Consider the following 25,603-nt stretch of genomic DNA (forward strand, 5'->3'; position numbering starts at 1 on the left):
AATACAATTATTCAGGATTGCTAAAGTCTGACAATAAAAACAAACAGATGAAAAAGATAAAAATATTTGCCTTCCTTCTTATAAGCGCTTCTTTTTTTACCAGCTGTAAACAGGAGTTTTTGGAAGACATGAAAAGCTTCGACAAATATGACGAAAGCATTTTCGCCAACGAGGTTTTAACAGGCTGGTATATCGACCGTCTTTACTACGATTATTTTTCAGCTTATCGTTCGCCGATTCTTTCATTGGTAGGGACGTATAATGATACGAGGTCCAGATCGACAGAAGAGATCGGAGGTACGGTGACGGATTATATCAACTCACAAAAAACATTGGTAAACGCCAATCAGGCCGATGGGTATTTCGGTTCTGCGCTTGCAGCGAATCCGAAAAATGAACCTTATACTCGCATAAGAACAGCGAATTTTCTCTTAGAGAAAATTGATGAGAAAGGGCAGAAGCTTTCAGAAGATTTTAAAAATAAAGCAAGAGGGCAAATGTATTTTTTGCGTGCCTTGCAATATTTTGAACTGATGAGGGTTTATGGCGGTGTACCTATTGTAACCGAAGTGGAAGAGGCTGCTGCCGACAACCCCGCCATTCAGCATCCACGGGCAACGCCGGCCGAAGTAGTAGCGCAAATTGTCGCTGACCTGGACATGGCTGCCACGCTATTGCCTGCGACATGGGGTGCTGCTGATTATGGACGTTTTACAAGTGCCGCCGCATTGGCGATGAAAAGCCGCGTGTTATTAACCTTTGCAAGCCCGTTGTTCAATCCCGATTGGGATAATCCGGGCAATGACCGCTGGCAAAAAGCATTGGACGCAGGCCTTGCAGCAGAGTCTGCTTTAACAGCTGCCGGTTACGGGTTATATGGGTCTTCAGCCAAAGACTGGGCAGAAATGTGGTATAAAAATGATAACGCTTTTAATAAAGAAGCGATCATGGTGCAGCTATTATCAAAAAGTGCTGCCTCCTCAGGAGTGAACAGCAATGGCTGGGAAAGAAGTATAAGGCTCACCAGCCAAACCGGCTCAGGGGGTATATCAGCGCCCAAAGAAATGATAGATCTTTTTCCGCTTGCAGATGGTTCACGTCCTACGGCCGCTAACGGGTATGATTCAGCACATTTCTTTATGAACAGAGACCCGCGCTTTTATCGCACTTTTGCTTTTTCGGGTATGAAATGGCCGGTTAAAGAAGTGAGTGTGAATAGTGTTGTATGGATGTATCGCTGGGTATATAGCGGCAACAGGACGGGCTACAGCGATGGAAACCAGGTGAACAGTCCTGCTGTTGTACGTAAAATGACGAACCCGCCCAATGCAAGCACAGTGGACGGTCTGGCTTATTCTGGCACCGATATTATGGAGTATCGCTATGCGGAATTATTATTGAATATTGCAGAGTGCTACGCAGCAAAAGGCGACGCCGGAAACACAATAACTTACTTAGGAAAAATTCGTGCGCGGGTAGGCATTCCTGCAGCTAATAATTATGGTTTAGGTAGCCTGTCATCGCGCTATGCGGCTATAGAAGCGGTGTTGTATGAGCGCCAGGTTGAGCTGGCCTACGAAGGAAAACGCTATTGGGATGCACAGCGTTGGATGCTCTATAATGATGACGCAGGTGCAGGCAACACCACTTGCGCTAAACTGGGAATAGCGCCCATCAATGGCAAAACGCGCACAGGCCGCCATTGGCAATATAAAACTACTTTGTCTGGCAATACAGATCCGCTGACAGCAGCCAGGGGCTCTATCGCAGTTGACCCGGATGCGAGCGACTTTCAAACACAATTAAACAATCTGAAAACTTTCTTTGATAATAATATTGTGATTGTGGCGACCGATCAGCCCGTGGACAGAGATGCTTCAGGAAATCCGCTGTTCATTTCTTACAGGCAAAATTATTATATATCTGGTTTGAACAGTGCAGCACTGTCGCTCAATCCATGGCTTTTACAAACCATTGGGTGGAACGATTATTCCGGCAGCCCCGGCACTTTTGACTATCGGCAATAAGCGCTTTATTTTTGGGACTAAGCCGTTTCGTACACTTACGGAACGGCTTTTTTTTGCCACCATTTCTCACAATCAGTAAAATATTACAGTTGCTTAGTTAATCCGTGCATTGTCGATAGTAGTCCGCAGCTTTACCTTTAAACTTTAAAACGATAATAGTGCTGCCATCTTGCACCATTTTTGTTAATGATGGTTGCTTCTTTTTAGGTCAGATGAGACACGGTTCTCAGCTTTTTTAGTGCCCGTTTTAATAAATGTTTTTTTTACAAATAATTTTTAAAATAAGCAACGGAACGCGACGTTAACGACGTCAAATAAAAAAGTCTTTCAGTACAATCCGTTTTTTTGACGCATTGGTTTTTACAAATAAAAAATAGGATCTGCAACAAGGGTAACGATTAGTCAACGCTTAATACGATTATAAATAAAACGATTTCATGAAATTCAAGCCTCTATTTATTGTAGCACTTTGCGGCGTTTCTTATAACTCCTTCGCCCAATATCCAAAAATCCCAAAAGAAGATCAGGAAAAATCCAGGATCTTAATGCAGAATGCAGAAAAGCATTCCGATTCAATGTGGGCCTTTGCTTATCCGATTATTAAAAAGCAGGCAACAGAAGGCAGGCCCTATATTCCCTGGGCTTCGCGTTATGATGAATTGCCGCATGCGGATATTCCTGCGTTTCCCGGAGCGGAAGGCGGAGGGAAATATGTGCAGGGCGGCCGCGGCGGTAAAGTGTATGTAGTGACCAACCTGAATGACGACGGGCCGGGAAGTTTTCGTTGGGCTTGTGAGCAGGGCGGTGCGAGGACCGTGGTTTTTAACGTGGCAGGCATCATTCGTTTGAAATCACCCTTAATTATCCGCGCGCCCTACATTACAATTGCAGGACAATCAGCGCCTGGCGATGGCGTTTGTATCGCAGGCGAGTCTGTTTGGATCAATACGCACGATGTAATTGTTCGTTACATGAGGTTTAGAAGAGGGGAAACATGGGTGGGAAGAAGAGATGATGCGATCGGTGGTAATCCCGTGGGAAATATTATGATTGATCATGTGTCGGCAACCTGGGGGCTCGATGAAAATATGAGTATGTATCGTCACATGTATAACGACAGCACAGGCAAAATAGAAGACAAATTCGGAACGGTAAATATCACCATTCAAAACTCCATTTTTGCCGAAGCGCTGGATACCTGGAACCATGCTTTTGGCAGCACTTTGGGCGGCGAAAATTGTACGTTTATGCGAAATCTTTGGGCCAATAATGCCGGGCGTAATCCTTCGGTTGGCTGGAACGGTATTTTCAATTTTGTAAATAATGTGGTATATAACTGGGTGCATCGCTCGGTGGATGGCGGCGACTACCGCGCGCAGTTCAATATTATCAATAACTATTTTAAACCCGGTCCCGCAACCCCCAAAAATACGCCCGTCGGCCATCGCATCTTAAAGCCGGAAAGCGGCCGCAGTAAATTACCTTACCAGGTATATGGCCGGGCTTATGTGAATGGCAATGTCATGGAGGGTTACCCGGCAGTTACTAAAAACAACTGGGATGGTGGCGTTCAATTGGAAGATGAATATGATATCGCTGATCATATGGATTATATGAAACAGAACAAGCCGCTTATCATGCCACCACTCGTGATATTAAAAGCCGAGGCTGCCAGAGATTATGTTTTTGAAAACGCCGGCGCTACGCTTCCCAAACGCGATGCCGTAGATGCCCGCATCGTGGAGCAGGCAAAAACAGGCGTGGTGAAAACTTTACCAAACGTGAAATTGCCCGCTACGCAGTTTGAACACAGGCGGCTGCCTATCGATTCTTATAAAATTGGTATCATTACAGATCCTTCGCAGGTGGGAGGTTATCCGGAATATAAAGGAAGCCCTTACAAAGACGCGGACAGCGACGGCATGCCTGATGACTATGAAAAAGCAAAAGGCCTCAACGCAAATGACGCTTCGGACGCTTCGCAATTTGCAAAGTCACGCTCCGGTTACACTAATATTGAAGAGTACCTAAACAGCCTGGTGAATGTTTATGATGTGGTACCGGCTATTGCAAAAAAATAAGCAAATAATCCTGTAGCGATCAGGCAAATCTTAAAAATATAAAAATGAAAAAATACTTTGCAAGTGCCATTGCGGTTGCCTGCTTCCTTTTCAGTTCAAATAATGCCGCCGCGCAATATCCGGTGATACCCAAGGCGGTAGAGGATTCTGCGGAAGCGGCGCTAAAAAAGCAACAACAATTATCTGAAGAAGCCTGGGCAGCGGCAAAAAAAATTGTTGATGCAGATGCGAAGAACGGCAAGCCTTTTATACCATGGGCTGCAAAGCCTTCTGATCTGCCGCAGGCAAAAATTCCGGCTTTTCCCGGGGCCGAAGGTGGCGGGAAATTCAGCTTCGGCGGAAGAGGAGGAAAGGTGTTGGTGGTGACCAACCTGAACGACAGCGGCCCCGGAAGTTTTCGTTGGGCCTGCGAGCAGGGTGGGGCAAGAATTATTGTCTTTAATGTAGCCGGAATTATTCAGTTGAAAACACCCGTTAATATCCGCGCGCCCTATATTACGATTGCCGGACAGTCCGCCCCCGGCGACGGCGTTTGTATCGCCGGCGAATCAGTGTTGATAGATACGCACGACGTCATCATCCGCTTTATGCGCTTTCGTCGTGGCGCAACCGAAGTCACCCGTCGCGATGACGCGCTCGGCGGCAACGGTGTCGGCAATATCATCATCGACCACGTGTCGGCCAGTTGGGGACTCGATGAAAACATGAGTATGTATCGCCATGTTTATGATCGCGAGGGTAAAAATGAAAAACTCCCCACCGTCAATGTCACTATTCAGAATTCTATTTTTTCTGAAGCCTTAGATACTTACAATCATGCTTTCGCCAGCACGATCGGCGGCCTGAACAGCATGTTTACGCGAAACCTTTGGGCCAACAATATCAGCCGCAATCCTTCGGTGGGTATGTATGGCGATTTCAATTTTGTCAACAACGTGGTATTCAATTGGTGGAACAGGAGCGCCGATGGCGGCGACCATCGTTCGATGTACAATTTCATTAACAACTATTATAAGCCCGGCCCTATCACGCCTGCTGGCGAACCGATCAGTTATCGCATCCTCAAGCCCGAATCTGGAAGAGATGCGGCCAACAAAGAAAATTTTGGTAAAGCTTATGTTTCCGGCAATATCATCGAAGGCAATGCTAAAGTGACGGCCAACAACTGGGATGGCGGCGTGCAGCCCGAAGCAAAAAATGTGGAAGAGCTGTTAGCGGCCATACGCGTAAACAAGCCGCTGCAGCTGGCTCCCGTTACCGTGATGAAAACCGAAGATGCCTACGCTTATGTACTTAAAAATGTGGGCGCTATACTGCCCATGCGCGACGCGGTCGACCAAAGGATCGTAGAAGAAGCGAGAACCGGTAAAATTGTGTATAGCGACAACGCCAAACCCTACCATGGCCGTTATATCAAACGCAGGCTGCCTGAAGACTCTTACAAAAAAGGAATTATAACGCATCCGTCGCAGGTGGGTGGATACCCCAGTTATACAGGAACGCCTTATGCTGACAGCGATAACGACGGCCTGCCCGATGATTACGAAAAAGCCCATAAACTCAATGCGAACGATGCATCTGATGCAGCCAAAATCTCGAAAAACGGGTATAGCAATATTGAAAATTATTTGAACAGTTTGGTCGATATTGCAATTGTAAAACCTTCCAGGGGCATTAGTAAATATTAATTTTTCAAACCGGCGCCTGTGCTACTATTTATCTTTTGTTGCGTCGCACTCTTGTGCTGCAGTACTACTATCATACCCGCTTCAATGTTGAAACAATCAACTGCCGGCAGGAAACTCCGCGTGGTGGTTGCCGGCGTGCTTATGAGTTTTTTAGCAATATTGGATGTTAGCGCTCAAAAGCCAAAGCCACCAAAGCCGATACTGCCGGTTGTGGTGCAGGGAAGCCAGATAAAATATAACGCCGACACAGTCACTGGCGATCGCGTTCCTGACTATTCCTACTGTGGTTATAAGGCTTCCAATGAAGCGATCCCGACGATAGACGCAAAAGTTATAGTGCCGCCTATAAAGGGCGATGCCACGGCCGCCATCCAATCGGCTATCGATAAAGTAGCGTCGATGCAGCCTGATCAAAATGGCTTTCGGGGAGCTGTTTTGTTATCAAAAGGCATTTATGAAGTTGCAGGCCATCTCCACCTAAAGGCTTCTGGCATTGTGCTTCGCGGTTTCGGAGCGAAAGACGAAACTGTTATTAAAGGAACCGGTGTTGAGCGAAATGGATTGATCAGCGTGTCCGGCAAAAATGATAAACAAGTAGCTTCTGAAAAAATGATAACACAGCCTTATGTTCCGGTAGGAGCAACGGCTTTTGGGGTAGAAGATATATCCGGCCTTCGGCCAGGAGATGATATTCAGATCAAACGCCCGTCAACACAGGAGTGGATTGAGACTTTGGGGACGCAGAGCTTTGGCGGTGGCATTTCTGCTTTGGGCTGGAAACCCGGAGACGTAGATCTTTATTTCGACCGAAAAATCGTAGCGATTGATGGAAAAAAAATAACGATAGACGTTCCCATAACTACTTCGCTCGATCAAAAATTTGGAGGTGGCCTGGTAGCGAAATACAGCTGGCCCGGACGGATTCATAATATTGGCATAGAAAACCTGACGCTCATATCCGATTATGATCCGGCCAATTTGAAAGACGAGCAACACCGATGGATAGCTATTAATTTTAATAATGCAGAAGATGCTTGGGTACGGCAGGTTTCATTCAGGCACTTTGCCGGCTCGGCTGTTTTTATAAACGAAACCGTTAAGCGGGTAACAGTGGAAGACTGCATTGCGACAGCTCCAGTCTCCGAGATCGGCGGCCAACGGCGCAACACTTTTTTTACAAGAGGCCAGCAAACTTTGTTTCAGCGCTGCTTTTCTGAAAATGGCTACCATGACTACAGCGTTGGCCACGCAGCGGCTGGGCCCAATGCGTTTGTGCAGTGTGTTGCTGAACGCCCTTATAGTTTCAGTGGCACAGCGGGTATGTGGGCCTCGGGCGTTTTGTTCGATATTATGCAGGTGGATGGCAATGCCATTCGTGTCGGGAACAGGGGACAGGATGGGCGCGGTGCGGGATGGTCGGGTGCCAACTGCTTTTTCTGGAATTGCAGTGCGGCCCTGATAGAATGCGACAAGCCGCCGACGGCGCAGAACTGGTCTTATGGCTCCTGGAGCGAATTTGCTGGCAATGGCTTCTGGGCAGAATCAAATAATCACATGTCGCCTCGTAGTTTCTACTACACCCAATTACAGCAGCGGTTACAAAAAGACGTTGCCGATCAGGCGGCCATTCTTGATATGGGATCTGAAGCGTCGAGCAGCCCCAGCGTAGAAGTGGCGCAACAACTTACCAAAGAAGCGGGCCTGCCAAAAGTGGAAATGAAAACATGGATTTTAAATGCATCCAGCCGCAACGCCATCAGTACCGGTCACGGCCGGGCGGTAGCCATAAAAATCGTTGATAAGGGTGGATGGTCGGTAGCGCGTCCAGCGGGAATTGAATTAAAAGACGGATTGCTGAAATTTAAAAATACGGGTGTGTTAGCCGCTGGAAAAATACAGGAAGTGCCTTGGTGGAGCGGCGGTGTGGAAGCAAGAGACCTGCAACAAGCGCGTCAAAAAATGGCGATCACCCGTTTTGTACCCGGCAGGTCAGGCGCGGGTGTTACCGACGATCTGCAAGCTGTTGCCGATTCTATGAAAGCGCATCACATCGTAGCGCTAAATCAGCATTATGGCCTTTGGTACGATCGCCGGCGCGATGACCATGAAAGAATACGACGCATGAGCGGCGATGTTTGGCCTCCGTTTTATGAACTACCTTTCGCGCGCAGCGGGAAGGATACGGCCTGGGATGGATTGAGTAAATATGACCTTACTAAATACAATAGCTGGTACTGGGACAGAATGAAAACGTTTGCCGATCTGGCCGATCAGCAAGGGTTGGTATTATTGCATCAAAACTACTTTCAACACAATATCATCGAAGCGGGAGCGCACTACGCCGATTTCCCCTGGCGTACAGCCAACAATATCAACAACACTGGTTTTGTCGAGCCTGTAAATTATGCCGGAGATAAACGTATTTTTTATGCGGAGCAATTTTATGATGTGTCACAGCCTGTAAGACGGCAGCTACATCAGCAATACATCAACCAATGCCTGAATAATTTTAAGGATAATGCTTCGGTGATTCAATTTGCCAGTGAGGAATTTACAGGCCCTTTGCATTTTGTAGAATTTTGGCTCGAAACAATTGGCAACTGGAAAAAAAGCCATCAAAGCAGCCGGCAGCTAATTGGGCTCAGCGCGACGAAAGACGTGCAGGACGCCATTTTGAGCAATCCAAAATATGCTTCGGTGGTTGACGTTATTGATATTAAATATTGGCATTACCAGGCGGATGGCACTCTATATGCTCCGACTGGTGGAAAGAACCTGGCGCCCCGCCAGTGGGCGCGGCTTTTGAAACCTAAGTCAACTTCTTTTGATCAGGTATATAGGGCGGTGAAAACCTACCGCGAACAATATCCGGATAAGGCGGTCATGTATTCCGGAGATGGATATGACAGATACGGCTGGGCAGTTTTTATCGCGGGAGGCTCGTTGCCCGCACTACCGCAAAAGGTAGATCAGGAATTTTTAAAAGCAGCTGCTAAAATGCAGCCCTCAGAAAAAGTGAGTCCATACGCTTTGGCAGGAAAAGAAGGAATGATTCTGTATGTGGAACAAGGCGGGCCGGCATCCGTTGATTTGTCGGCAATGCCGGGGGAATTTACTGTAAGGTTTATTGATGATGCCACTGGTGCGCTTATTTCAGAAAAAAAATCGATCAGCGGAGGTGCAAAAACACAAATCACATTTCCTCCCAATGCCCGTTTGGCATGGCTTACCAGGTAGCGAAGGCAGGTTGCAAAGATTTGCGTGGCCTAAAGCATTCGTTTAGTAATTTTATATCGGGAAATGTTTCGATATGGACGATATGATGATGATCAGATAGTTGTTCAACTTGCCGGTTTCACCGTCTGAAAATTGTTCGCCCGTGAATAAGCAAAAACACGGAGCGATAATCAGTTCAAAAAACGTAGGTTGCCAGATAGCGATTATATAAGACATTTGCAGGCTTGTATTGCAAACGCCTCCGATCAGCGGGCGTACAAGGAATTGTTTTACCATTTTTACCCTTCTCTGCGACGCTTTGCCAACAATTTAACGGGCAAGCCCGAGATTGCAGAAGAAATAGTTTCGGATGTTTTGTTAAAGCTGTGGACGGCGCGCGAAAAGCTCATCTTGATAAAAGACCTGAAGCTCTACCTGTTTAAAGCAACCAAAAATGCATGTCTTAACTACATCAATAGCGCGGTTAACAGAAAATTTATTTTAACAGAGGATGGCACCGAGTATGATGAAGTCGGCTTTAATCCGGAATCGGAATACATTTATAGCGAAGTTCACCAATTGCTCCTCTCAACCATCAATGGCCTCCCTCCAAAATGCCAGATGGTTTTCCGCCTGGTTAAAGAATTCGGATTGAACTATAGCCAGGTTGGCCAGGTTATGCAAATTTCCCAAAACACTATTGAAACGCATATGCGGCTCGCGCTAAAAAAAATGAAGGCGGCGCTCGATGCTTATCAGCAGCAATAATTTTCTTTTTCATTCACGGTAAATCTTTTTTGTCTTGTCTTAAGAGTATAGGTTGCCATCATGAATCATGATTTACAGGAACGATTGTATCAATTAATTGCCCTCAAACTGGCGGGATCGGCTAATGGAGCGGAGTTGCGGGAGCTGGAAGTGCTCCTGGAATCAGCGCCCGATTTTAAATATTTGCTCGACCAGTTAAAGGGTTTTCCGCAACTCGATGCTGCGCATGCTGAAAATCTCACAGATCAGGCTTATGCCGCACATTCAGTGAAGATGATGTACGCCGACAAGGATGTTCAGTTAGATGCAAATCGTGGAAACCTTTCGCGTACCGGCTTGGCTGCGGGAAAAGTCCGCCTGCTCAGGATGGGCGCTGTTGCCGCAACCCTCATAGCCGCCTTGATTATGGCTCAAGTATTTTTCTTCAGAAAAGGGCAGGTTGAACCAACGGCTGTGGTGGAAGCCCCCAAAGCCCTGTCTGATAAATCAAAATTGAAACTGCCAGACGGCACTGTTGTTTATCTCAATGCCAATAGCAATTTGGAATATGATGAGCATTTTAATAAAACCGGAAGGACAGTTAAACTGACCGGCGAGGCATATTTTGATGTTGCTCATGATGCAAAAAAGCCTTTTGTTGTTCAAACGTCGAGGGCGACAATAAAAGTGCTGGGAACAGAGTTTAATGTGAAGGATTATGACGACGAGGCCTGGGAGGCAACCCTTTTAAAAGGTAAAATTGAAATGTTTGTAAATAGCAAGCCGCGCGAAAAACTGCAGCTCGAGCCTTCTCAAAAAGTGACGGTGGTGAAAGTGAAGGAAAATATCCGATCATCAAAAGAAGCCTTATTCAAGGTGGCTGTTTCAAAGGTGAAACCACTGGACAACAATATTGTTGAAACTGCCTGGAAAGACAATAAGCTGATTTTTGTGGACAAGCCACTGGTAGAAATTGCGAAGGATCTGGAGCGCTCTTTTGCAGTAAACGTCATATTTGAATCCGACAAGGCCAAACACCAAAAATATACCGGCGCTTTCGATACGGACAACCTTTTACAGATTTTGGAAATACTGGATCTTTCAAACCCGTTTCGATATAATTTATCTGATCACACACTCATAATAAAATAACAAATCGCTTATGATCTAAAACAAAATGAAAAAGGAGAATGCGTCAACATTCTCCGGTTCAAACAGCATTAAAAATCGTTAATGCCATTTAAAAAATAAAAATCAATTCAAAGTTATGCAAAAATCAAAACTTTCGGGCCGCTTTTGGCTTCGGAAACCCATGCTTGTTATGAAACTGATGTGCCTTCTGTTATTTCTTGCGCTTCATGTGTCAGCGGCCAATTATGGACAAAAGGTGCTTAATATCCCTGCGCAGGAAACAACCATCCGAAGTTTATTTAAACAGATTGAAAGGCAATCTGATTATTCTTTTTTTTACAGCAGCGACCAGCTTCAGATGAATAAGAAGGTCTACGTTAGCGCCACGAATGCTTCTTTAGACGCGCTTCTTGCCAAGGTATTTGAAGGTGGCAGCGTTTCCTGGAAAGTAATCGATGACTATAAAGTCGTGATCTCGGCAAGTGATGATATAGAAGCGAACATTATCAAACCTATCACCGGCACTGTAACCGATGCAGCAGGACAGCCGCTGGCGAATGTGTCGGTAGGAATAAAGGGTGCTCAGGTGGGCACGGTAACCGACGCTGCAGGACGGTTTTCCCTCGACGCCAATACCGGGGACACGCTGATTTTTTCGATCGTCGGTTACGTGGAAAAAGAACTGGTGCTCGGATCGGGGGATAACCTGAATGTTACGCTTGAGCAAACGGATTCCCGGCTTGAAGAAGTGGTGGTCATCGGGTTTGGTACAACCAAGAGGCGGGATCTTACGGGCGCTATCGTTTCGGTAAAAAGCGAGGAAATTACAGCCAGGCCAGGCCCAAATCCTATGGAATCTTTGCAGGGCAGGGTTGCCGGACTTGATATTACGCGGACTTCCGGCCAACCGGGCGCAGGAGTGAATATGCAGCTGCGCGGCACGCGTTCGTTCACGGCGAGCGGAACACCATTATTTATTATCAACGGTTTGCCCGGCGATTATGCCACGCTCAACCCTTATGATATTGAATCGATAGAAGTGTTAAAAGACGCGTCGTCTACCGCAGTTTATGGTTCGGCAGGTTCCAACGGTGTTGTTATTATCACCACAAAAAGTGGTAAGGCAGGTAGAGTTACCGTCGATTTCAATACCTATTATGGCTACAACGGATGGTCGGTAACTCCCAAAATGCGCAGCGGCGACGCTTATCTGCAAACCAAACGCGACGCTTACAAATATGTTTGGGATGCGGCTGCAAATCAGTGGACCACCACTGGAGCGTTGTGGCAATCTGCAGCAGATGATGAAACCATTTTTGGTACCAACCGGTATGAAACTTTTAAAGCAGGAAATTTTGTCGACTGGGCGGATGAGTTTTTGAGGAAAAATGCGGCTACGCAGAACTATAGCCTGAGTGTCGCAGGCGGCAATGAAAGAACCAAGGCATATATATCATTTAACTATACAGACGAAAAGGGCCAGTATGTAGGCGATCAATACAAACTTTTCTCTACCAGCATGCGTATCGATCATAAGATCAAAAAGTGGCTCTCTATCGGCGGTAATCTTCAGGCATCATATGTAGACAGAGACAAGGCCCAGGATAAACTTGAAAATGCACTGGTTACAGACCCGCTTGTAAAGCCTTATAAAGATGACGGAACTTTAAACCCCGATTTGGGCAACAATGTTTATAATCTTTTGCTGGATTATCAGCCCGGTGTTTATGCCAATGTTGATAATAATTTAAAACTTTTTGTAAATCCTTACCTGGAACTCCGGCCGCTAAAAGGTTTAAGCTTTTTGTCCCGTTTGGGAACCTGGCTCAATCATTCAAATTCCTACCGGTTTGATGGTATCGGATCTGTAAACTATACCTACACGAACGCCGGGATTGCAAAGGCTGAAATTATTCAAAACCGCTCGCTTGGCTATCAGTGGGAAAACATTTTGACTTATAATTTTAAGATTGCCAGGGATCACGATGTGACGGTAACAGGCGTTACCACCTGGAACGATAGTCAAAATGAACTAACCTCCATGAACCAAAGCAACATTCTTTCCAACAATTTTAAATGGTACAAATTCAGCGGAGACGTCAACACTACTGCTTTGTCCTCGTACAATATGTCGAGAACGTTCGGATTGATTGGCCGCTTAAATTATTCTTATTTGAGCAAATACCTGTTTACTGCATCTGTTCGGCGCGACGGCTCTTCTGTTTTATACGAGGCGAATCAATGGGATAATTTCCCCGCCCTTTCCGCAGGGTGGACGATCTCCGAAGAAAAGTTTATGGAAGGCGCCAGGCACTGGCTTGATAACCTGAAATTCCGTGTGGGCTGGGGTATCACGGGATCGGCAAAAATTGATCCTTATAGTTCCGTTGCCAACCTGGAGAGCACCAATATGTCGCTGGGCGGCTTAACGGTGCCTATTTTCCGCAATTCGCAGTTTTTAACCAATCCAAATCTGGGATGGGAAAAATCAAATAATACCAATATTGGCTTAGATGCATCGCTGTTTAAAAATAGAATTGATCTTGCATTAGAATATTATACCACGAAAACGGATGGTGTGATTTTCAGTGTTACTTCTCCCATCATTTATGGCACCTACAGACCGGGAACGCAATATCAAACCTACCTTAATATTTGTGAAACTTTTAACCGCGGCGTGGAGGTGACCTTGAATACACGCAATATTGTCACCAATGATTTTGAATGGACTTCTTCGGTAGCGTTTGCGTATAACCGGGAAAAAATACAAAAGTTAACCAGCGGTATTGCCAATAATATCATCAACGGCGATTATGTGCTTGCCATTGGCGAACCGGTCAACTCCTTTCGAAATTACAAATTGGACGGCGTATGGCAAATTGGTGAAGAAAAGGATGCGGCTGTTTTTAATAAGCGGCCGGGAGATCTAAAAGTGAATGTGCCGGGTATGAACCGCCTGGGGGAAGGCGTATATGCGAAAACGGCAACAGATGGAACTGTTACTTATTATTATAATGATTTGTTGGAAGCACAAAAGTACAATGCAGATCTAACCAGCGCAAATGCACGTTATACCTACAGCAATAATGACTATCAGATTTTGGGGCATAGCAATCCGGATTGGTCGCTTGGATTTCAAAATGGGTTTAAGTATAAAAATATCGACTTAACAGTTTATTCCTATTTCCGCTGGGGGCAAATGATTAATTATAATATGCTCGGCTGGTATCAGCCCAACGGCTTTGCCACTAATGCAAGCCCGTCGAGAACCATCCCCGAATACTTTAACTACTGGACGCCTGAAAATCCATCCAATGATTTTCCCGTGATGAACTATCTGGCCACAAGTTCCACAATGACGGGCTTTTCGGGCCTCAGCTATGTTGATGGATCATTCTTCAAAATTAAAAATATCACATTGGGGTATACATTGCCAGATAACCTGCTGAAGAAAGTAGCCATTTCAAGGTTACGTTTGTATGGCACTATCACCAACCCTGTAGTTGTAGCAAAAAGCCATCTCCTGAAACAATATGACCCCGAGATGAACGGAGAACTTAGTTATCCTTTGACAAAGCAAATGGTAGTGGGTTTGAATGTGACCTTCTAATTTTTAATTATCAAACAAAGGTGTGAACTCATTGCAAAGGAAAGGGTAAAAGCAAACAGAAAAGCACAGTGGCTTGTTTAAGAGTTCATCCTGAAAAAAATAAAAAATGAAACGTATTAATATAATCAAATGCTTGCGCGCCACAGTGCTATGCATCGTGATTGCGGGCGCTGTATCGTCTTGTAGTTTAAAAGAATATAATCCCACCACATTATCTGAAGAAACAGTTCTTAAGGATTTTGAGGGCTGGAAAGCATATCAGTCTAATTGTTATACAGGGCTTTGGGGGTCGCTAATGGGCATGCCCTATGGGATTGTTTCCGAAGTGGGCACCGATTTATGGACTTTTCCTTATGGTAATCACAATCAATATCGGGATGTGATTGCCTACGAAGAGTTTACCAACAATTCCGGCGTTGTAAGAAACGTGTGGGACTATGCGTGGGGCTCGATTAAAGATTGTAATAAAACAATTCAACTTTCGGGAAATCTTGTAGACGGAAACGCAGATGAAATAAATGTACTTGTGGCTGAAGCACGCCTGTTGAGGGGTTATTATTATTCGGTGTTGGTGGCTCAGTTTGGCGAGCTTCCCTTAGTGTTGATCGATGATCCGGTTAAAAATCTAAGCCCTCAGAGAAATAGTGTTGCCGATATTTATAATCAAATTATTTCGGATCTGAGGTTTGCTTTTGAAAACCTGCCCGTCAAACCCTATGATAATAATCCGGCAAGAGTTACCAAAAAGACCGCGCTTGGTTTGCTGGCCCGCGTATATGCCCAGGGAGGCGGAGAGGGCTTTAATGAGGGAGGTAAGTCTTATTGGTTGCGGGCAAAAGAAGTTGCCGATACTTTAATCAATAATATGGGCCTTTACAATGCCAGCTTATACGATGATTTTTCGAGTGTTTTTGCTGCTGCGAATAACCGCAATAACGCGGAAGCGCTGTTCACAGCTTATGGGCTGGACCCCTATAGTGAATCTTACGATTATTTCACGGGCAATTCCAAACCCAATATTTATTTGCATTATTATCCCAAACTCGATGATGCATTTGGTACTTCAGACCTTTTGAAAAGAGGCGTCAATTCAAATGGCTCCAATGCCTATTATGGCAGATGTAATCAGCAATTTATCGCACCCACCAAATATTTGGTCGATTGTTTTAATGCGCAATATGACAAAAGATGGGAAAACACTTTTGTAACGGCTTTTACCAACTATTCGGGTGTTCAGGCGCTGGCAAGTTTAGGTTCAAGCGCACCATCTCCGGCGCGGGTTGAGTATAATGCGGCAACCGTTACGCTCACGGCGGCCATGTGTTCAAAATATGGCATCGATCCCAGTCATGTCGGTGAAAAGATCTATCCTTATGCGGATGTCAACGCCCGGAATGCATCCCGAAACGCTACCTGGCAGTATATTCCCATGATTTGGGAAAGCGGGGCACATAGCGGCGCTTTATCTGATCTGATGACGATTTCAAATGCCAATGTACACCCATATCCTCTGGCCGCAGATGAAGACCGGTTTTTCGCCTATTTGAGTAAAGACGCGCTTAGTGCTGCCGAAAAAAGAACAAGGAGACATGTTACGGTGAATATTGACGATCTGTTTGATTTGTCTGCCGATCCTACTGGGAGCACCTACAAAACCGTGACCTCCAACAACGGATTTACGCCTTCCAGCCTGGCAAATTTATTTCCGGCGATGATGAAATTTAACAGCAATTTCGATGGGGGCTGGCTGGGTGGAAACTTCCAGCAGAAACTGGGCAATATTATGATTATGCGCATGGCAGAAGTTTATTTGATCGCCGCAGAAGCAACCCTGCATGTGAATAGTGGCGATGGGGCTTCGGCGGCAAATTACCTGAATCAGGTGCGCCGCCGTGCCTGCCGGAATATTTCCGATTTTAACACCGTAACAGGTATGCAGTTGACTACCGCCACAATGAACGACGTCTTCGATGAATACGCCAGGGAACTTTGTGGCGAGTATAACCGCTGGGCGTTATTGAAACGCAATAAAGCCTTTGAGCCGCGGCTTCAAACATATAACAGAACAGCCTTTTCAAATTTTGTTCCCACAAAACATTATAAACGGCCTATTCCCTTCAATTTTCTCAATCAGATTAATAACGCAGATGAATTTGGAAACAATGGTTATTAGTCACTGAAAGCTTATGATGGCCCGGGTCCTATTCAGGACCTGGGTTTTTATTCTTTTTAAAGTAAAACAAGCCGGCGAAAATCAAAGGATGGAATAAATTTCCATCTTGATGGAAATAATTATTAAATAGTTTTTTTCTTGCCTGTTCTGTTTACTTTAGAGAACCTGTAGGTCTGTTATTATAGATGCTCAGGTGGTTGTCTGCTTTTATTGCTGCGGATGCCGGATATTTTTATAACGTAAATTTTAGCTTGCTCAATTCATTGTATCAATAGTTATGAAGCGATTATTTGCCCCCATCCTGGCCATGTTGTTTTTCTTAGGTTGTTCAGAAACGAAGGAGCAGGATATGCCGCCCGCTCTTGAAATTTCTGAAAACCACAGATTTTTTCAAACAAAAGATGGGAAGCCGTTTTTCTGGCTCGGCGATACTGGTTGGCTGCTTTTTGTAAAATTGGGAAGGGAGGATGTCGTAAAATACCTGGATGCCCGGCAGCAACAAGGCTTTAACGTGATTCAGGTAATGACGCTGCATACGCTTGCTGCAAAAAATGTGTACGGCGACCTGGCGTTAGACAACGAAGATATAGGCGCGCCAATCACTACGCCGGGTAACGATTTTTCCGATAGCGCCGCGTATGATTTTTGGGATCATGTAGATTATGTAATACAGGAAGCGGCAAAAAGAAATATATATATGGCGTTGGTGCCGGTTTGGGGATCAGCAGCCAAAAATGAAAAAGTGACCGTGCAAAATGCGGAAAAATATGGTCGTTTTTTAGCAGAACGCTTTAAAAACGATACCAATATAATATGGCTGAACGGTGGCGATATTGAAGGCGGCGTTCGCAAAGATATTTGGGAGGTACTAGGGGCCACGATCAAAAAATATGATCCCTCACATTTGATGACCTATCATCCCAGAGGCCGCTATTCTTCTACCGATTGGTTTCATAACGAATCATGGCTGGATTTCAATATGTTTCAAAGCGGGCACCGGACTTATGCGCAGGACACCAGCGCAGACGAGAAGCATCATCACGGCGAAGATAACTGGAAGTATGTTGTGACGGATTACAATATGCAACCTGCAAAACCAGTGTTGGATGGAGAGCCCTCTTATGAAAATATTCCCTATGGCCTGCATGATAGCTTACAACAAAGGTGGAACGATGCCGAAGTGCGCCGATATGCATATTGGAGCGTTTTTGCGGGCGGGGCGGGGTTTACCTATGGGGAGAACGCTATTATGCAATTCAATATAATGGGAGATGCCGATGCCAACTTCGGTGTGTTCAACAACTGGCAGGAAACACTGAATGCTCCCGGCGCATTGCAAATGAAATATTTAAAAGAACTGATGCTTTCCCACGACTATTTCAGCAGGAAACCGGCGCAGGAAATTATAGCTGAAAATACAAAGGAACGTTACGATTATATTTTAGCAACCCGTGGGTCGGGCTACGCGATGGCCTATACTTACACCGGCAACAATTTTAAAGTGCAGACTGAAAAGCTCGGATTTGAGATTCGCGATGCAAAATGGTATAGCCCCAAAGATGGCTCGGAACAAAAAATTGCGCTTCAAAGCAAAGCAGGAATTATAGACTTCGACCCGCCGGGAGATCCGAAAGAAGGAAACGATTGGGTGTTGGTTCTTGAAAAATAATGTTTTCACGCAGGGTCGCTGCTGCAATTGCTGTCAGAAAGGAATTTTAAAACGAAGGCTTTGTTGCAAAAATGCTCAAATTAATATTATACGGATGAAGAGAAATATTGCCATAATCATTTTTCTAATATCAGCAGTATCCTGCTCAAACAAAGCATATTTGTTTACTTCTTTTCATGAACCCGCTGACGCGGGGCTTCGTATGTTATACAGCTATGACGGCTATCACTGGCAGGATTTTGATACTGTTTTTTTAAAGCCCGAAGTGGGAACGCAAAAGGTGATGAGAGACCCTTCAATGGTGCAAGGGCCCGACGGTACTTTTCATTTGGTGTGGACCAGCAGTTGGCAAAAAGATAAAGGTTTTGGAACGGCGTCTTCAAAAGATTTGCTGCACTGGACGCCGCAGCAGCATGTGCCGGTGATGGAGCATGAGCCGGGCGCTGTCAACGTTTGGGCGCCGGAATTGTTTTACGACGACGTTCAGGATCAATATATCATCGTTTGGGCCACTACGATTCCGGGCCGCTTCGAAAGAGGTGTTGAACCAGATAGCAATAATCATCGGTTATATGCCACGACCACAAGAGATTTTAAATCTTTTACAGCGGCGAAGCTTTATCTCGATCCAAAATTTAGCGTGATTGATGCACAAATTGTGAAAAGAAAATCGAACGATTATGTGTTAATTCTGAAAGATAATACCAGGCCAGAACGGAATATTAAGGTCGCTTTTGGAACCTCGCCCATGGGGCCCTGGACGAATATTTCAAAACCTTTTACAGAGAATTTTACCGAAGGGCCCAACACCGTTAAAGTGAAGGACAAATGGCTGATCTATTTTGATTCTTACCGAAAAAAAACATATGAAGCTGTCGCAACAAAAGACTTTATACATTTTGAATCGATCAACGATAAAATATCTATTCCGGAAGGGCATAAACACGGAACGATTGTGCCTGTAAAGAAAACTTTCGTAAAAAAATTACTGAAAAAGCTGGGCAAAAATTAAGTATCGCAAGTATGAAATATCTCCTGAATTCAATAAGTATTTTTATTTTTTCTGTAACAACATTATTTGCACAGGATACCGCGCGCTATGTGGGTACAACATTATCAAATGTCGATTATCATCACGGGCAGCTGACGCCTGCCGTGGGCGTTCATAATATCCAGGTGTTCCGCGCTAATCGCGAGCATCCCGAATGGGCAGGCGGCATGAACTGGACTTATAATCATCAGCCTATGCTCTGCTACTGGAACAATACCTTTTACCTGCATTTTTTAAGCAATCCTGTGGGGGAACATATTGCGCCGGGCGCTACTTATTTATTCACTTCTAAGGATGGCTATCACTGGTCTGATCCGATTGACCTTTTCCCGGTGTACAAAATTCCGGATGGCTTTAAAAAGCAGGAAGATACCGCAGTCGCCCATAATGCAACAGCCGTCATGCACCAACGCATGGGGTTCTATGTTGCTAAAAATAAAAAATTGCTCGCATTGGGTTATTATGGAATTGCCTTATATCCCAAAGATGATCCGAATGACGGCAACGGCGTGGGCCGCGTGGTGCGGGAAATAAAAGCCGACGGAAGCTTTGGCCCCGTTTATTTTATCCGATACAACCATGATTTTAATGAGAAAAACACAAACTATCCTTTTTATAAAAAATCGAAAGATAAAGCTTTTGTTGCCGCATGCGACGAGTTACTGGCGCAGCCCCTTCAGATGCAGCAATGGGTGGAAGAAGCCGATAGAAACGATCCGCTGATTCCTTTGAAGAAAGAATTAAAAGCTTTCAGTTATTATCATTTACCCAACGGAAACGTAGTAGGCTTTTGGAAAAATGCTTTGACGAGTTTGTCCGTCAACGGCGGTAAAACCTGGCAATACAGCCCGCTGCGGGCGCCCGGATTTGTGAATTCGAATGCAAAAATCTGGGGACAAAAAACGAGCGATGGCCGCTATTTGACCGTTTATAATCCCGCAGAATTCAGGTGGCCTTTGGCCCTTTCTGTCAGCGATGACGGTTTGAACTATAAAAATTTACTGCTGGTAAATGGTGAGATAACGTCGATGCGATATGGCGGAAACTACAAATCCTACGGCCCTCAATATGTGCGGGGCATTCAGGAAATGAATGGCAATCCGCCGGGCAAAGCGGCGTGGGTTGCCTACAGCATGAATAAAGAAGATATGTGGGTGGCAAAAATACCGGTGCCTGTCAGGAGCCAGGTTGATGGCCAAAATATTGAAGACGATTTTAGTAAGCTTCCCGCTGATGAAGCATTAAATAACTGGAATATTTACAGCCCGCTGTGGGCGCCTGTATCTATTGTTAAAAACGGCGGCCGACAGTCGCTGCAATTAAAAGATGCTGACCCCTTTGATTTGGCCAAAGCAGAGCGCGTGGTGCCGGAGGCTGCAAATCTTAAACTGGCATTTAGTATTACGCCCGGGCAGGCGGATCGCGGCCATTTGGATATAGAAGTGCAGGATGCCAAAAACACGCCTTGTTTGCGGATTTCATTTGATTCAACCGGAAACATCATTACAAAAGCCGGCTATCGCAACAAAGGGATCGGCCGCTACGAAGCCGGAAAGCGCTACGAAATTGTGATTGAGCTGAATACGAACACCCGTCTTTACACGATTTCAATTAACGGGAGCGAACCCAATCGCAACATAGTTTTTGCGCCGATTCACAAAGTGCATCATATCACTTTCAGAACGGGCGGTGTAAGGCGCTTTCCAAATGCTGATACACCGACAGACCAAATGTATGATTTGCCCAATGCAGGCGAAAAAGACAAAGAGGCATCCTACTCAATCGAATATTTAAAATACCAGAAACTATAAAAAATGTCGAAAGCTACTCTCGGAATTATTATCGGTAACAGGGATTTTTTTCCTGATAAGCTCGTGGCTGAAGCCAGGGTTGAACTAATCGATTTTTTATCCCAACATGATATTACACCAATCATGCTGAACGATACAGATTCGAAATTGGGCGGTGTGGAAACATTTGCCGAAGCACAAAAATGCGCCGCCCTATTCCGCGAACATCGCGACCGTATTGATGGCGTGCTGGTGGTGCTGCCCAATTTCGGCGATGAAAAAGGCGTGGCAGAAACATTGAAGCTGGCTGAATTAAACGTGCCGGTTTTAATTCAGGCTTACCCGGATGATTTGAACAAGCTGGATGTCGTTAACCGAAGGGATGCCTGGTGCGGAAAGATTTCTGTTTGTAATAACCTCTATCAATATGGTATTAAATACACATTGACAAGCCGCCATGTAAGCCGACTGCAGGATGAAGATTTTAAAAAGGACTTTTTAAATTTTGTCGCAGTTTGCCGCGTTGTAAAAGGTTTGCGTAAAGTGCGGATTGGGGCTGTAGGTGCGAGGCCGACAGCATTCAATACGGTTCGTTATAGCGAGAAAATCTTGCAGCGCAACGGCATTTCAGTTACTACGGTCGACCTATCGGAAATTTTAGGCAACGCCAATAAACTTACCGCTGATGATCAGTCGGTAAAAGATAAGCTCGATAAGATCCACGCGTACACATCTGTCGGCAAAACGCCAAATGAAAAGCTGGTTCAAATCGCAAAACTCGATGTGGTGCTTGAGGAGTTCATGCAGGCAAACGCGTTAGACTGTACCGCTATTCAGTGCTGGACTTCCCTGCAGCAAAATTATGGTTGTAATGTTTGCACTAGCATGAGCATGATGAGTGAGAACATGTTGCCCAGCGCATGCGAAGTGGACGTAACCGGAACGCTGAGTATGTACGCCATGCAGCTGGCCAGTGGTTCGCCGAGCGCGTTGGTAGATTGGAATAATAACTACGCCGACGACGACACCAAATGTGTTTTGTTTCATTGCGGCAACTGGGCGAAATCCTTCCTGCCGGATATAAGCATTAGTACGGCGCCGATTTTGGGAACTACTGTTGGTACAGAAAATACCTATGGCGCGCTCGATGGCCGCACGCCGGCGATGCCGCTTACTTATGGGCGCATCACGACCGATGATTGCAGCGGGGTGATCAAAGCCTATGTAGGAGAAGGCGCTTTAACCGACGATGAATTGAAAACCTTTGGCAACCGGGCCGTAGCGAAGATCAACGATTTACAAGGGTTGATGAAACATATTTGTCGCAATGGCTTTGAGCATCACGTTGTGATGAACGCCAGTAAAACAGCCGACATTCTGAAAGAAGCTATGGAGAACTACCTGGGCTGGGAAACCTACGTTCATGCTTAGTTAGCAAAAAGAATTTCTAATATATGCAATCGACCGGAATGACAACTAAAGAATTACGACAAAAATCTGTTGAATACAGGAAGAAAATACTGAAGTATATCGTAAAGGCAAAAGCGGGACATACGGGCGGAAGCCTTTCCTGTACGGACATACTGAATGTTCTTTACAACGAGATCATGAATGTGTCGCCCGCCAATTTCGCTTCGCCCGACCGCGACCGCTACATTCAAAGCAAAGGCCACACGGTGGAAGCGCTGTTTGTAGTGCTGGCTGATGCGGGTTTTTTCCCTGAAAAGGATTTGGAAACTTTGTGTCAGTATCAATCTCATTATATCGGGCATCCTACGCGAAAGGTAAACGGGGTGGAACAAAATACCGGCGCTTTGGGGCATGGGCTTCCGATTGCGGTGGGTACGGCGCTTGCCGGAAAACTGGATCAAAAAAATTATAAAGTCTATACCCTGATGGGGGATGGTGAAATGCCCGAAGGCAGTAACTGGGAAGCCGCGCTGACTGCGGCGCATTATAAGCTGGATAACCTCTGCGCCATCGTAGATAAAAATACCTTGCAAATCACAGCATCAACCGCTGATGTTTGCAATACCGATCCTCTGGATGATAAATGGAAGAGTTTCGGCTGGGCCGTGAAGGAAGTGGATGGCAATGATGTGGCAGCATTAGCCGAAGTGTTAAAAGGCCTTCCTTTTGAGGCCGGCAAGCCAAGCGTTTTGATCGCGCATACCACTAAAGGTAAGGGCGTGAGTTATATGGAAAACGTGTTGAAATGGCACCATGGCGTACCCTCAGCTGAAGAGTATGAACAGGCGATAAAGGAGCTGGACGAATCGCTGTCGGCTATCTGAGCAACCACTATTGTTAAAGCATTTACATCAACTATATGGGCGAACAAATAAGCACATTACCTTATAAGGCCAATCTTGAAGTTTATTCTGAAACCTTGCAGCGCCTTGCTGAAACCGATCGGAATATAATAGCCGTAACGAGCGACAGCCGCGGATCGGGTAAACTCGTTCCTTTTGGAAAGAAATATCCTGACCAAATTGTTGAAGTGGGCATTGCCGAACAAAATCTTGTGGGCGTAGCGGCAGGGCTTGCTTCCTGCGGAAAGAAAGTTTTTGCAACCTCGCCTGCCTGTTTTCTTACGGCCCGCGCCTTGGAGCAAATAAAAAATGATGTCGCTTACAGCAATAATCCGGTCAACGTAATTGGGATCAGTGCCGGCGTGAGCTATGGGGCTTTGGGAAGTACACATCATAGCCTGCATGACTATGCCGCCTTGCGCGCCATTAACAATATTACAGTAGTGGCGCCGGCCGATAACTGGGAAACAGCCCGGGCCATTGAGCTGGCGGCTGCCACCGCCGAACCGGTTTATTTGAGATTTGGTAAGAAGCCTATGCCGCTGCTGAAAGAAGCCGGCGACGAAGTTTTTGAATTTGGCAAAGGAAGAGTGATTGTAGAAGGATCGGATGTGTTGATTATTGGTTGCGGGGAAACAGTCTATCCGGCTTTAGAGGCAGCGGGCTTATTAAAAGAAAGAGGGATAGCGGCTACTGTTGTAAGTATGCATACGATTAAACCGCTGGATACTGCATTGCTGGCGCGACTTGCCGCGGCAACGAAAGCGATTGTGACAGTTGAGGAGCATAGTGTGTATGGAGGCTTGGGAGAAGCCTGTGCCGCTTATTTATTGCAACATGGAATTTGCAAGCCTTTTGAAATTATGGGCATTCCGGATGAGTACACGGTAACAGGTTCCCAAAATGAGATTTTTGATCATTATTTTATTAATAAGAAAGGTATCAGTGATATTGCGGAGCGCTTGCTAAAAAATAAATATTGATGCCATCGCTTAAAATAATTGAGTTATGAAAGCTAAACGTTACGGTCTTGTTTTCGTATTGATTTTGACATTGCTCTTTCCCCGGTGCAGCGACAAGCGCGATCAACCGAAGGAAAGGAAAATGGCCATCGTTATTTCAACATTAAATAATCCCTGGTTTGTATTCCTGGGAGAGCAGGCTGCAGCCAAAGCGCAGTCCCTGGGATATGAAACCAAACTGTTTGATTCGCAGAATAATGCTGCATTAGAGAGCGATCATTTCGACAACATTATCGTCGAAGGCTTTAGCGCTATTCTGTTTAATCCAACTGACGCGGAAGGGTCGGTTGCTAATGTCCAGAAGGCAAAAACGGCGGGCATTCCGGTGTTTTGCATGGACCGCGAGATCAATTCTATCACTGCGGCGACATCTCAAATACTTTCGGACAGCTATTCCGGCGCGGTTTCTATTGGAAAATATTTTGTGCGGCAGCTCAATAAAAAAGGAGCCTATGTCGAGCTGCTCGGGCTGGTGGGAGATAATAATACCTGGGCGAGATCTAAAGGGTTTCACAGCGTGGTAGATCATTATGGCGGCCTTAAAATGGTAGCGCAACAAAGCGCTGATTTCGACCGGAACAAAGCCATGGAAGTAATGGAGTCTATTTTGCAGGCACATCCTGATGTTGACGGCGTGTTCTGTGGCAACGATGCAATGGCAATGGGAGCCTATCAGGCCTTGGTGTCTTTGGGTAAAGCCGATCAGGTAAAAGTGTTCGGATTCGATGGCGCGGATGATGTGATCGCTGCTATAAGTGATGGTAAAGTGTACGCCACCGGCATGCAGTTTCCGCTGGTGATGGCACAAACGGCGGCCCGTTTTGCAGATGAGTATATTAAAGGGAAACGCGATTTTCCGCAGAAAGTGCCCGTGGCTGTGGAGTTGGTTACCAGGCAAAATGTTAACGATTACGTGGCTTACGGCAAAAAATAATGCTTCTAACGAAAGCGGAGGAAAGGATAGAGGAGTGGTGGCGGCCGGCCGCCACCTATTCTGAATATTTTAAAAACGCGCATAGGAAGCGATTATTTAAAATTTCATTTTTGTCACCAGCGAAAGAAATTTTATACCATATAAGTTCCATT

The 25,603-nt window shown here is 45.5% G+C and carries 15 protein-coding genes; all 15 read left to right on the plus strand.

What is annotated here, in order from left to right; genetic code table 11:
* Positions 1–47 precede the first annotated feature (47 nt).
* The 15 genes from ABDK00_RS07745 (at position 48) to ABDK00_RS07815 (ending at position 25,451) form a co-directional block, all read left to right on the plus strand.
* Positions 48–2,027 carry a RagB/SusD family nutrient uptake outer membrane protein gene (locus ABDK00_RS07745; protein WP_346238625.1) on the plus strand — a complete coding sequence of 660 codons (1,980 nt, stop codon included), beginning with the start codon at positions 48–50 and terminating at the stop codon, positions 2,025–2,027.
* A gap of 437 nt (positions 2,028–2,464) precedes the next feature.
* Positions 2,465–4,108, plus strand: coding sequence for a polysaccharide lyase (locus ABDK00_RS07750; protein WP_346238624.1), 1,644 nt, complete (start codon positions 2,465–2,467; stop codon positions 4,106–4,108).
* 44 nt (positions 4,109–4,152) lie between these two features.
* Positions 4,153–5,796 (plus strand): polysaccharide lyase, encoded by a 1,644-nt coding sequence (locus ABDK00_RS07755; RefSeq protein WP_346238623.1) that lies wholly within the window; start codon positions 4,153–4,155, stop codon positions 5,794–5,796.
* 84 nt (positions 5,797–5,880) lie between these two features.
* Entirely contained in the window at positions 5,881–9,033 is a 3,153-nt protein-coding gene (locus ABDK00_RS07760; protein ID WP_346238622.1) for a DUF6298 domain-containing protein, read from the plus strand.
* Positions 9,034–9,222: 189 nt separating this feature from the next.
* The gene (locus ABDK00_RS07765; protein WP_346238621.1) at positions 9,223–9,780 is read left to right on the plus strand and encodes an RNA polymerase sigma-70 factor; all 558 of its coding nucleotides are present in this window, start codon (positions 9,223–9,225) and stop codon (positions 9,778–9,780) included.
* A gap of 60 nt (positions 9,781–9,840) precedes the next feature.
* Positions 9,841–10,911, plus strand: coding sequence for a FecR family protein (locus ABDK00_RS07770; RefSeq protein WP_346238620.1), 1,071 nt, complete (start codon positions 9,841–9,843; stop codon positions 10,909–10,911).
* A 115-nt stretch (positions 10,912–11,026) separates the two neighbouring features.
* Entirely contained in the window at positions 11,027–14,500 is a 3,474-nt protein-coding gene (locus tag ABDK00_RS07775) for a TonB-dependent receptor (protein ID WP_346238619.1), read from the plus strand.
* A gap of 106 nt (positions 14,501–14,606) precedes the next feature.
* Complete coding sequence (locus tag ABDK00_RS07780; protein ID WP_346238618.1) at positions 14,607–16,673, plus strand: RagB/SusD family nutrient uptake outer membrane protein; 2,067 nt, start codon at positions 14,607–14,609, stop codon at positions 16,671–16,673.
* Between the two features lie 277 nt (positions 16,674–16,950).
* Positions 16,951–18,342 carry a glycoside hydrolase family 140 protein gene (locus ABDK00_RS07785; RefSeq protein ID WP_346238617.1) on the plus strand — a complete coding sequence of 464 codons (1,392 nt, stop codon included), beginning with the start codon at positions 16,951–16,953 and terminating at the stop codon, positions 18,340–18,342.
* Between the two features lie 94 nt (positions 18,343–18,436).
* On the plus strand, positions 18,437–19,354 hold the full coding sequence (locus tag ABDK00_RS07790) for a glycoside hydrolase family 43 protein (RefSeq protein ID WP_346238616.1): 918 nt from the start codon (positions 18,437–18,439) through the stop codon (positions 19,352–19,354).
* Between the two features lie 11 nt (positions 19,355–19,365).
* Positions 19,366–21,204, plus strand: a complete 1,839-nt coding sequence (locus tag ABDK00_RS07795; protein ID WP_346238615.1) for an exo-alpha-sialidase — start codon at positions 19,366–19,368, stop codon at positions 21,202–21,204.
* A 3-nt stretch (positions 21,205–21,207) separates the two neighbouring features.
* On the plus strand, positions 21,208–22,614 hold the full coding sequence (locus ABDK00_RS07800) for an L-fucose/L-arabinose isomerase family protein (protein WP_346238614.1): 1,407 nt from the start codon (positions 21,208–21,210) through the stop codon (positions 22,612–22,614).
* 38 nt (positions 22,615–22,652) lie between these two features.
* Positions 22,653–23,477 (plus strand): transketolase, encoded by an 825-nt coding sequence (locus tag ABDK00_RS07805; RefSeq protein WP_346238613.1) that lies wholly within the window; start codon positions 22,653–22,655, stop codon positions 23,475–23,477.
* Between the two features lie 35 nt (positions 23,478–23,512).
* Positions 23,513–24,478 carry a transketolase family protein gene (locus ABDK00_RS07810; protein ID WP_346238612.1) on the plus strand — a complete coding sequence of 322 codons (966 nt, stop codon included), beginning with the start codon at positions 23,513–23,515 and terminating at the stop codon, positions 24,476–24,478.
* Positions 24,479–24,503: 25 nt separating this feature from the next.
* Complete coding sequence (locus ABDK00_RS07815; protein WP_346238611.1) at positions 24,504–25,451, plus strand: D-ribose ABC transporter substrate-binding protein; 948 nt, start codon at positions 24,504–24,506, stop codon at positions 25,449–25,451.
* Positions 25,452–25,603: the final 152 nt, after the last annotated feature.

Origin of the sequence: Niabella insulisoli (assembly GCF_039652435.2) — a bacterium.
GTDB classification, from domain to species: Bacteria; Bacteroidota; Bacteroidia; order Chitinophagales; family Chitinophagaceae; genus Niabella; species Niabella insulamsoli.

Excerpts from the sequence above, each read along its gene's own strand:
- ABDK00_RS07745 (WP_346238625.1), top strand. The coding sequence starts at position 48 with ATGAAAAAGATAAAAATATTTGCCTTCCTTCTTATAAGCGCTTCTTTT.
- ABDK00_RS07750 (WP_346238624.1), top strand. The coding sequence starts at position 2,465 with ATGAAATTCAAGCCTCTATTTATTGTAGCACTTTGCGGCGTTTCTTAT.
- ABDK00_RS07755 (WP_346238623.1), top strand. The coding sequence starts at position 4,153 with ATGAAAAAATACTTTGCAAGTGCCATTGCGGTTGCCTGCTTCCTTTTC.
- ABDK00_RS07760 (WP_346238622.1), top strand. The coding sequence starts at position 5,881 with ATGTTGAAACAATCAACTGCCGGCAGGAAACTCCGCGTGGTGGTTGCC.
- ABDK00_RS07770 (WP_346238620.1), top strand. The coding sequence starts at position 9,841 with ATGAATCATGATTTACAGGAACGATTGTATCAATTAATTGCCCTCAAA.
- ABDK00_RS07775 (WP_346238619.1), top strand. The coding sequence starts at position 11,027 with ATGCAAAAATCAAAACTTTCGGGCCGCTTTTGGCTTCGGAAACCCATG.
- ABDK00_RS07780 (WP_346238618.1), top strand. The coding sequence starts at position 14,607 with ATGAAACGTATTAATATAATCAAATGCTTGCGCGCCACAGTGCTATGC.
- ABDK00_RS07785 (WP_346238617.1), top strand. The coding sequence starts at position 16,951 with ATGAAGCGATTATTTGCCCCCATCCTGGCCATGTTGTTTTTCTTAGGT.
- ABDK00_RS07790 (WP_346238616.1), top strand. The coding sequence starts at position 18,437 with ATGAAGAGAAATATTGCCATAATCATTTTTCTAATATCAGCAGTATCC.
- ABDK00_RS07795 (WP_346238615.1), top strand. The coding sequence starts at position 19,366 with ATGAAATATCTCCTGAATTCAATAAGTATTTTTATTTTTTCTGTAACA.
- ABDK00_RS07800 (WP_346238614.1), top strand. The coding sequence starts at position 21,208 with ATGTCGAAAGCTACTCTCGGAATTATTATCGGTAACAGGGATTTTTTT.
- ABDK00_RS07805 (WP_346238613.1), top strand. The coding sequence starts at position 22,653 with ATGACAACTAAAGAATTACGACAAAAATCTGTTGAATACAGGAAGAAA.
- ABDK00_RS07810 (WP_346238612.1), top strand. The coding sequence starts at position 23,513 with ATGGGCGAACAAATAAGCACATTACCTTATAAGGCCAATCTTGAAGTT.
- ABDK00_RS07815 (WP_346238611.1), top strand. The coding sequence starts at position 24,504 with ATGAAAGCTAAACGTTACGGTCTTGTTTTCGTATTGATTTTGACATTG.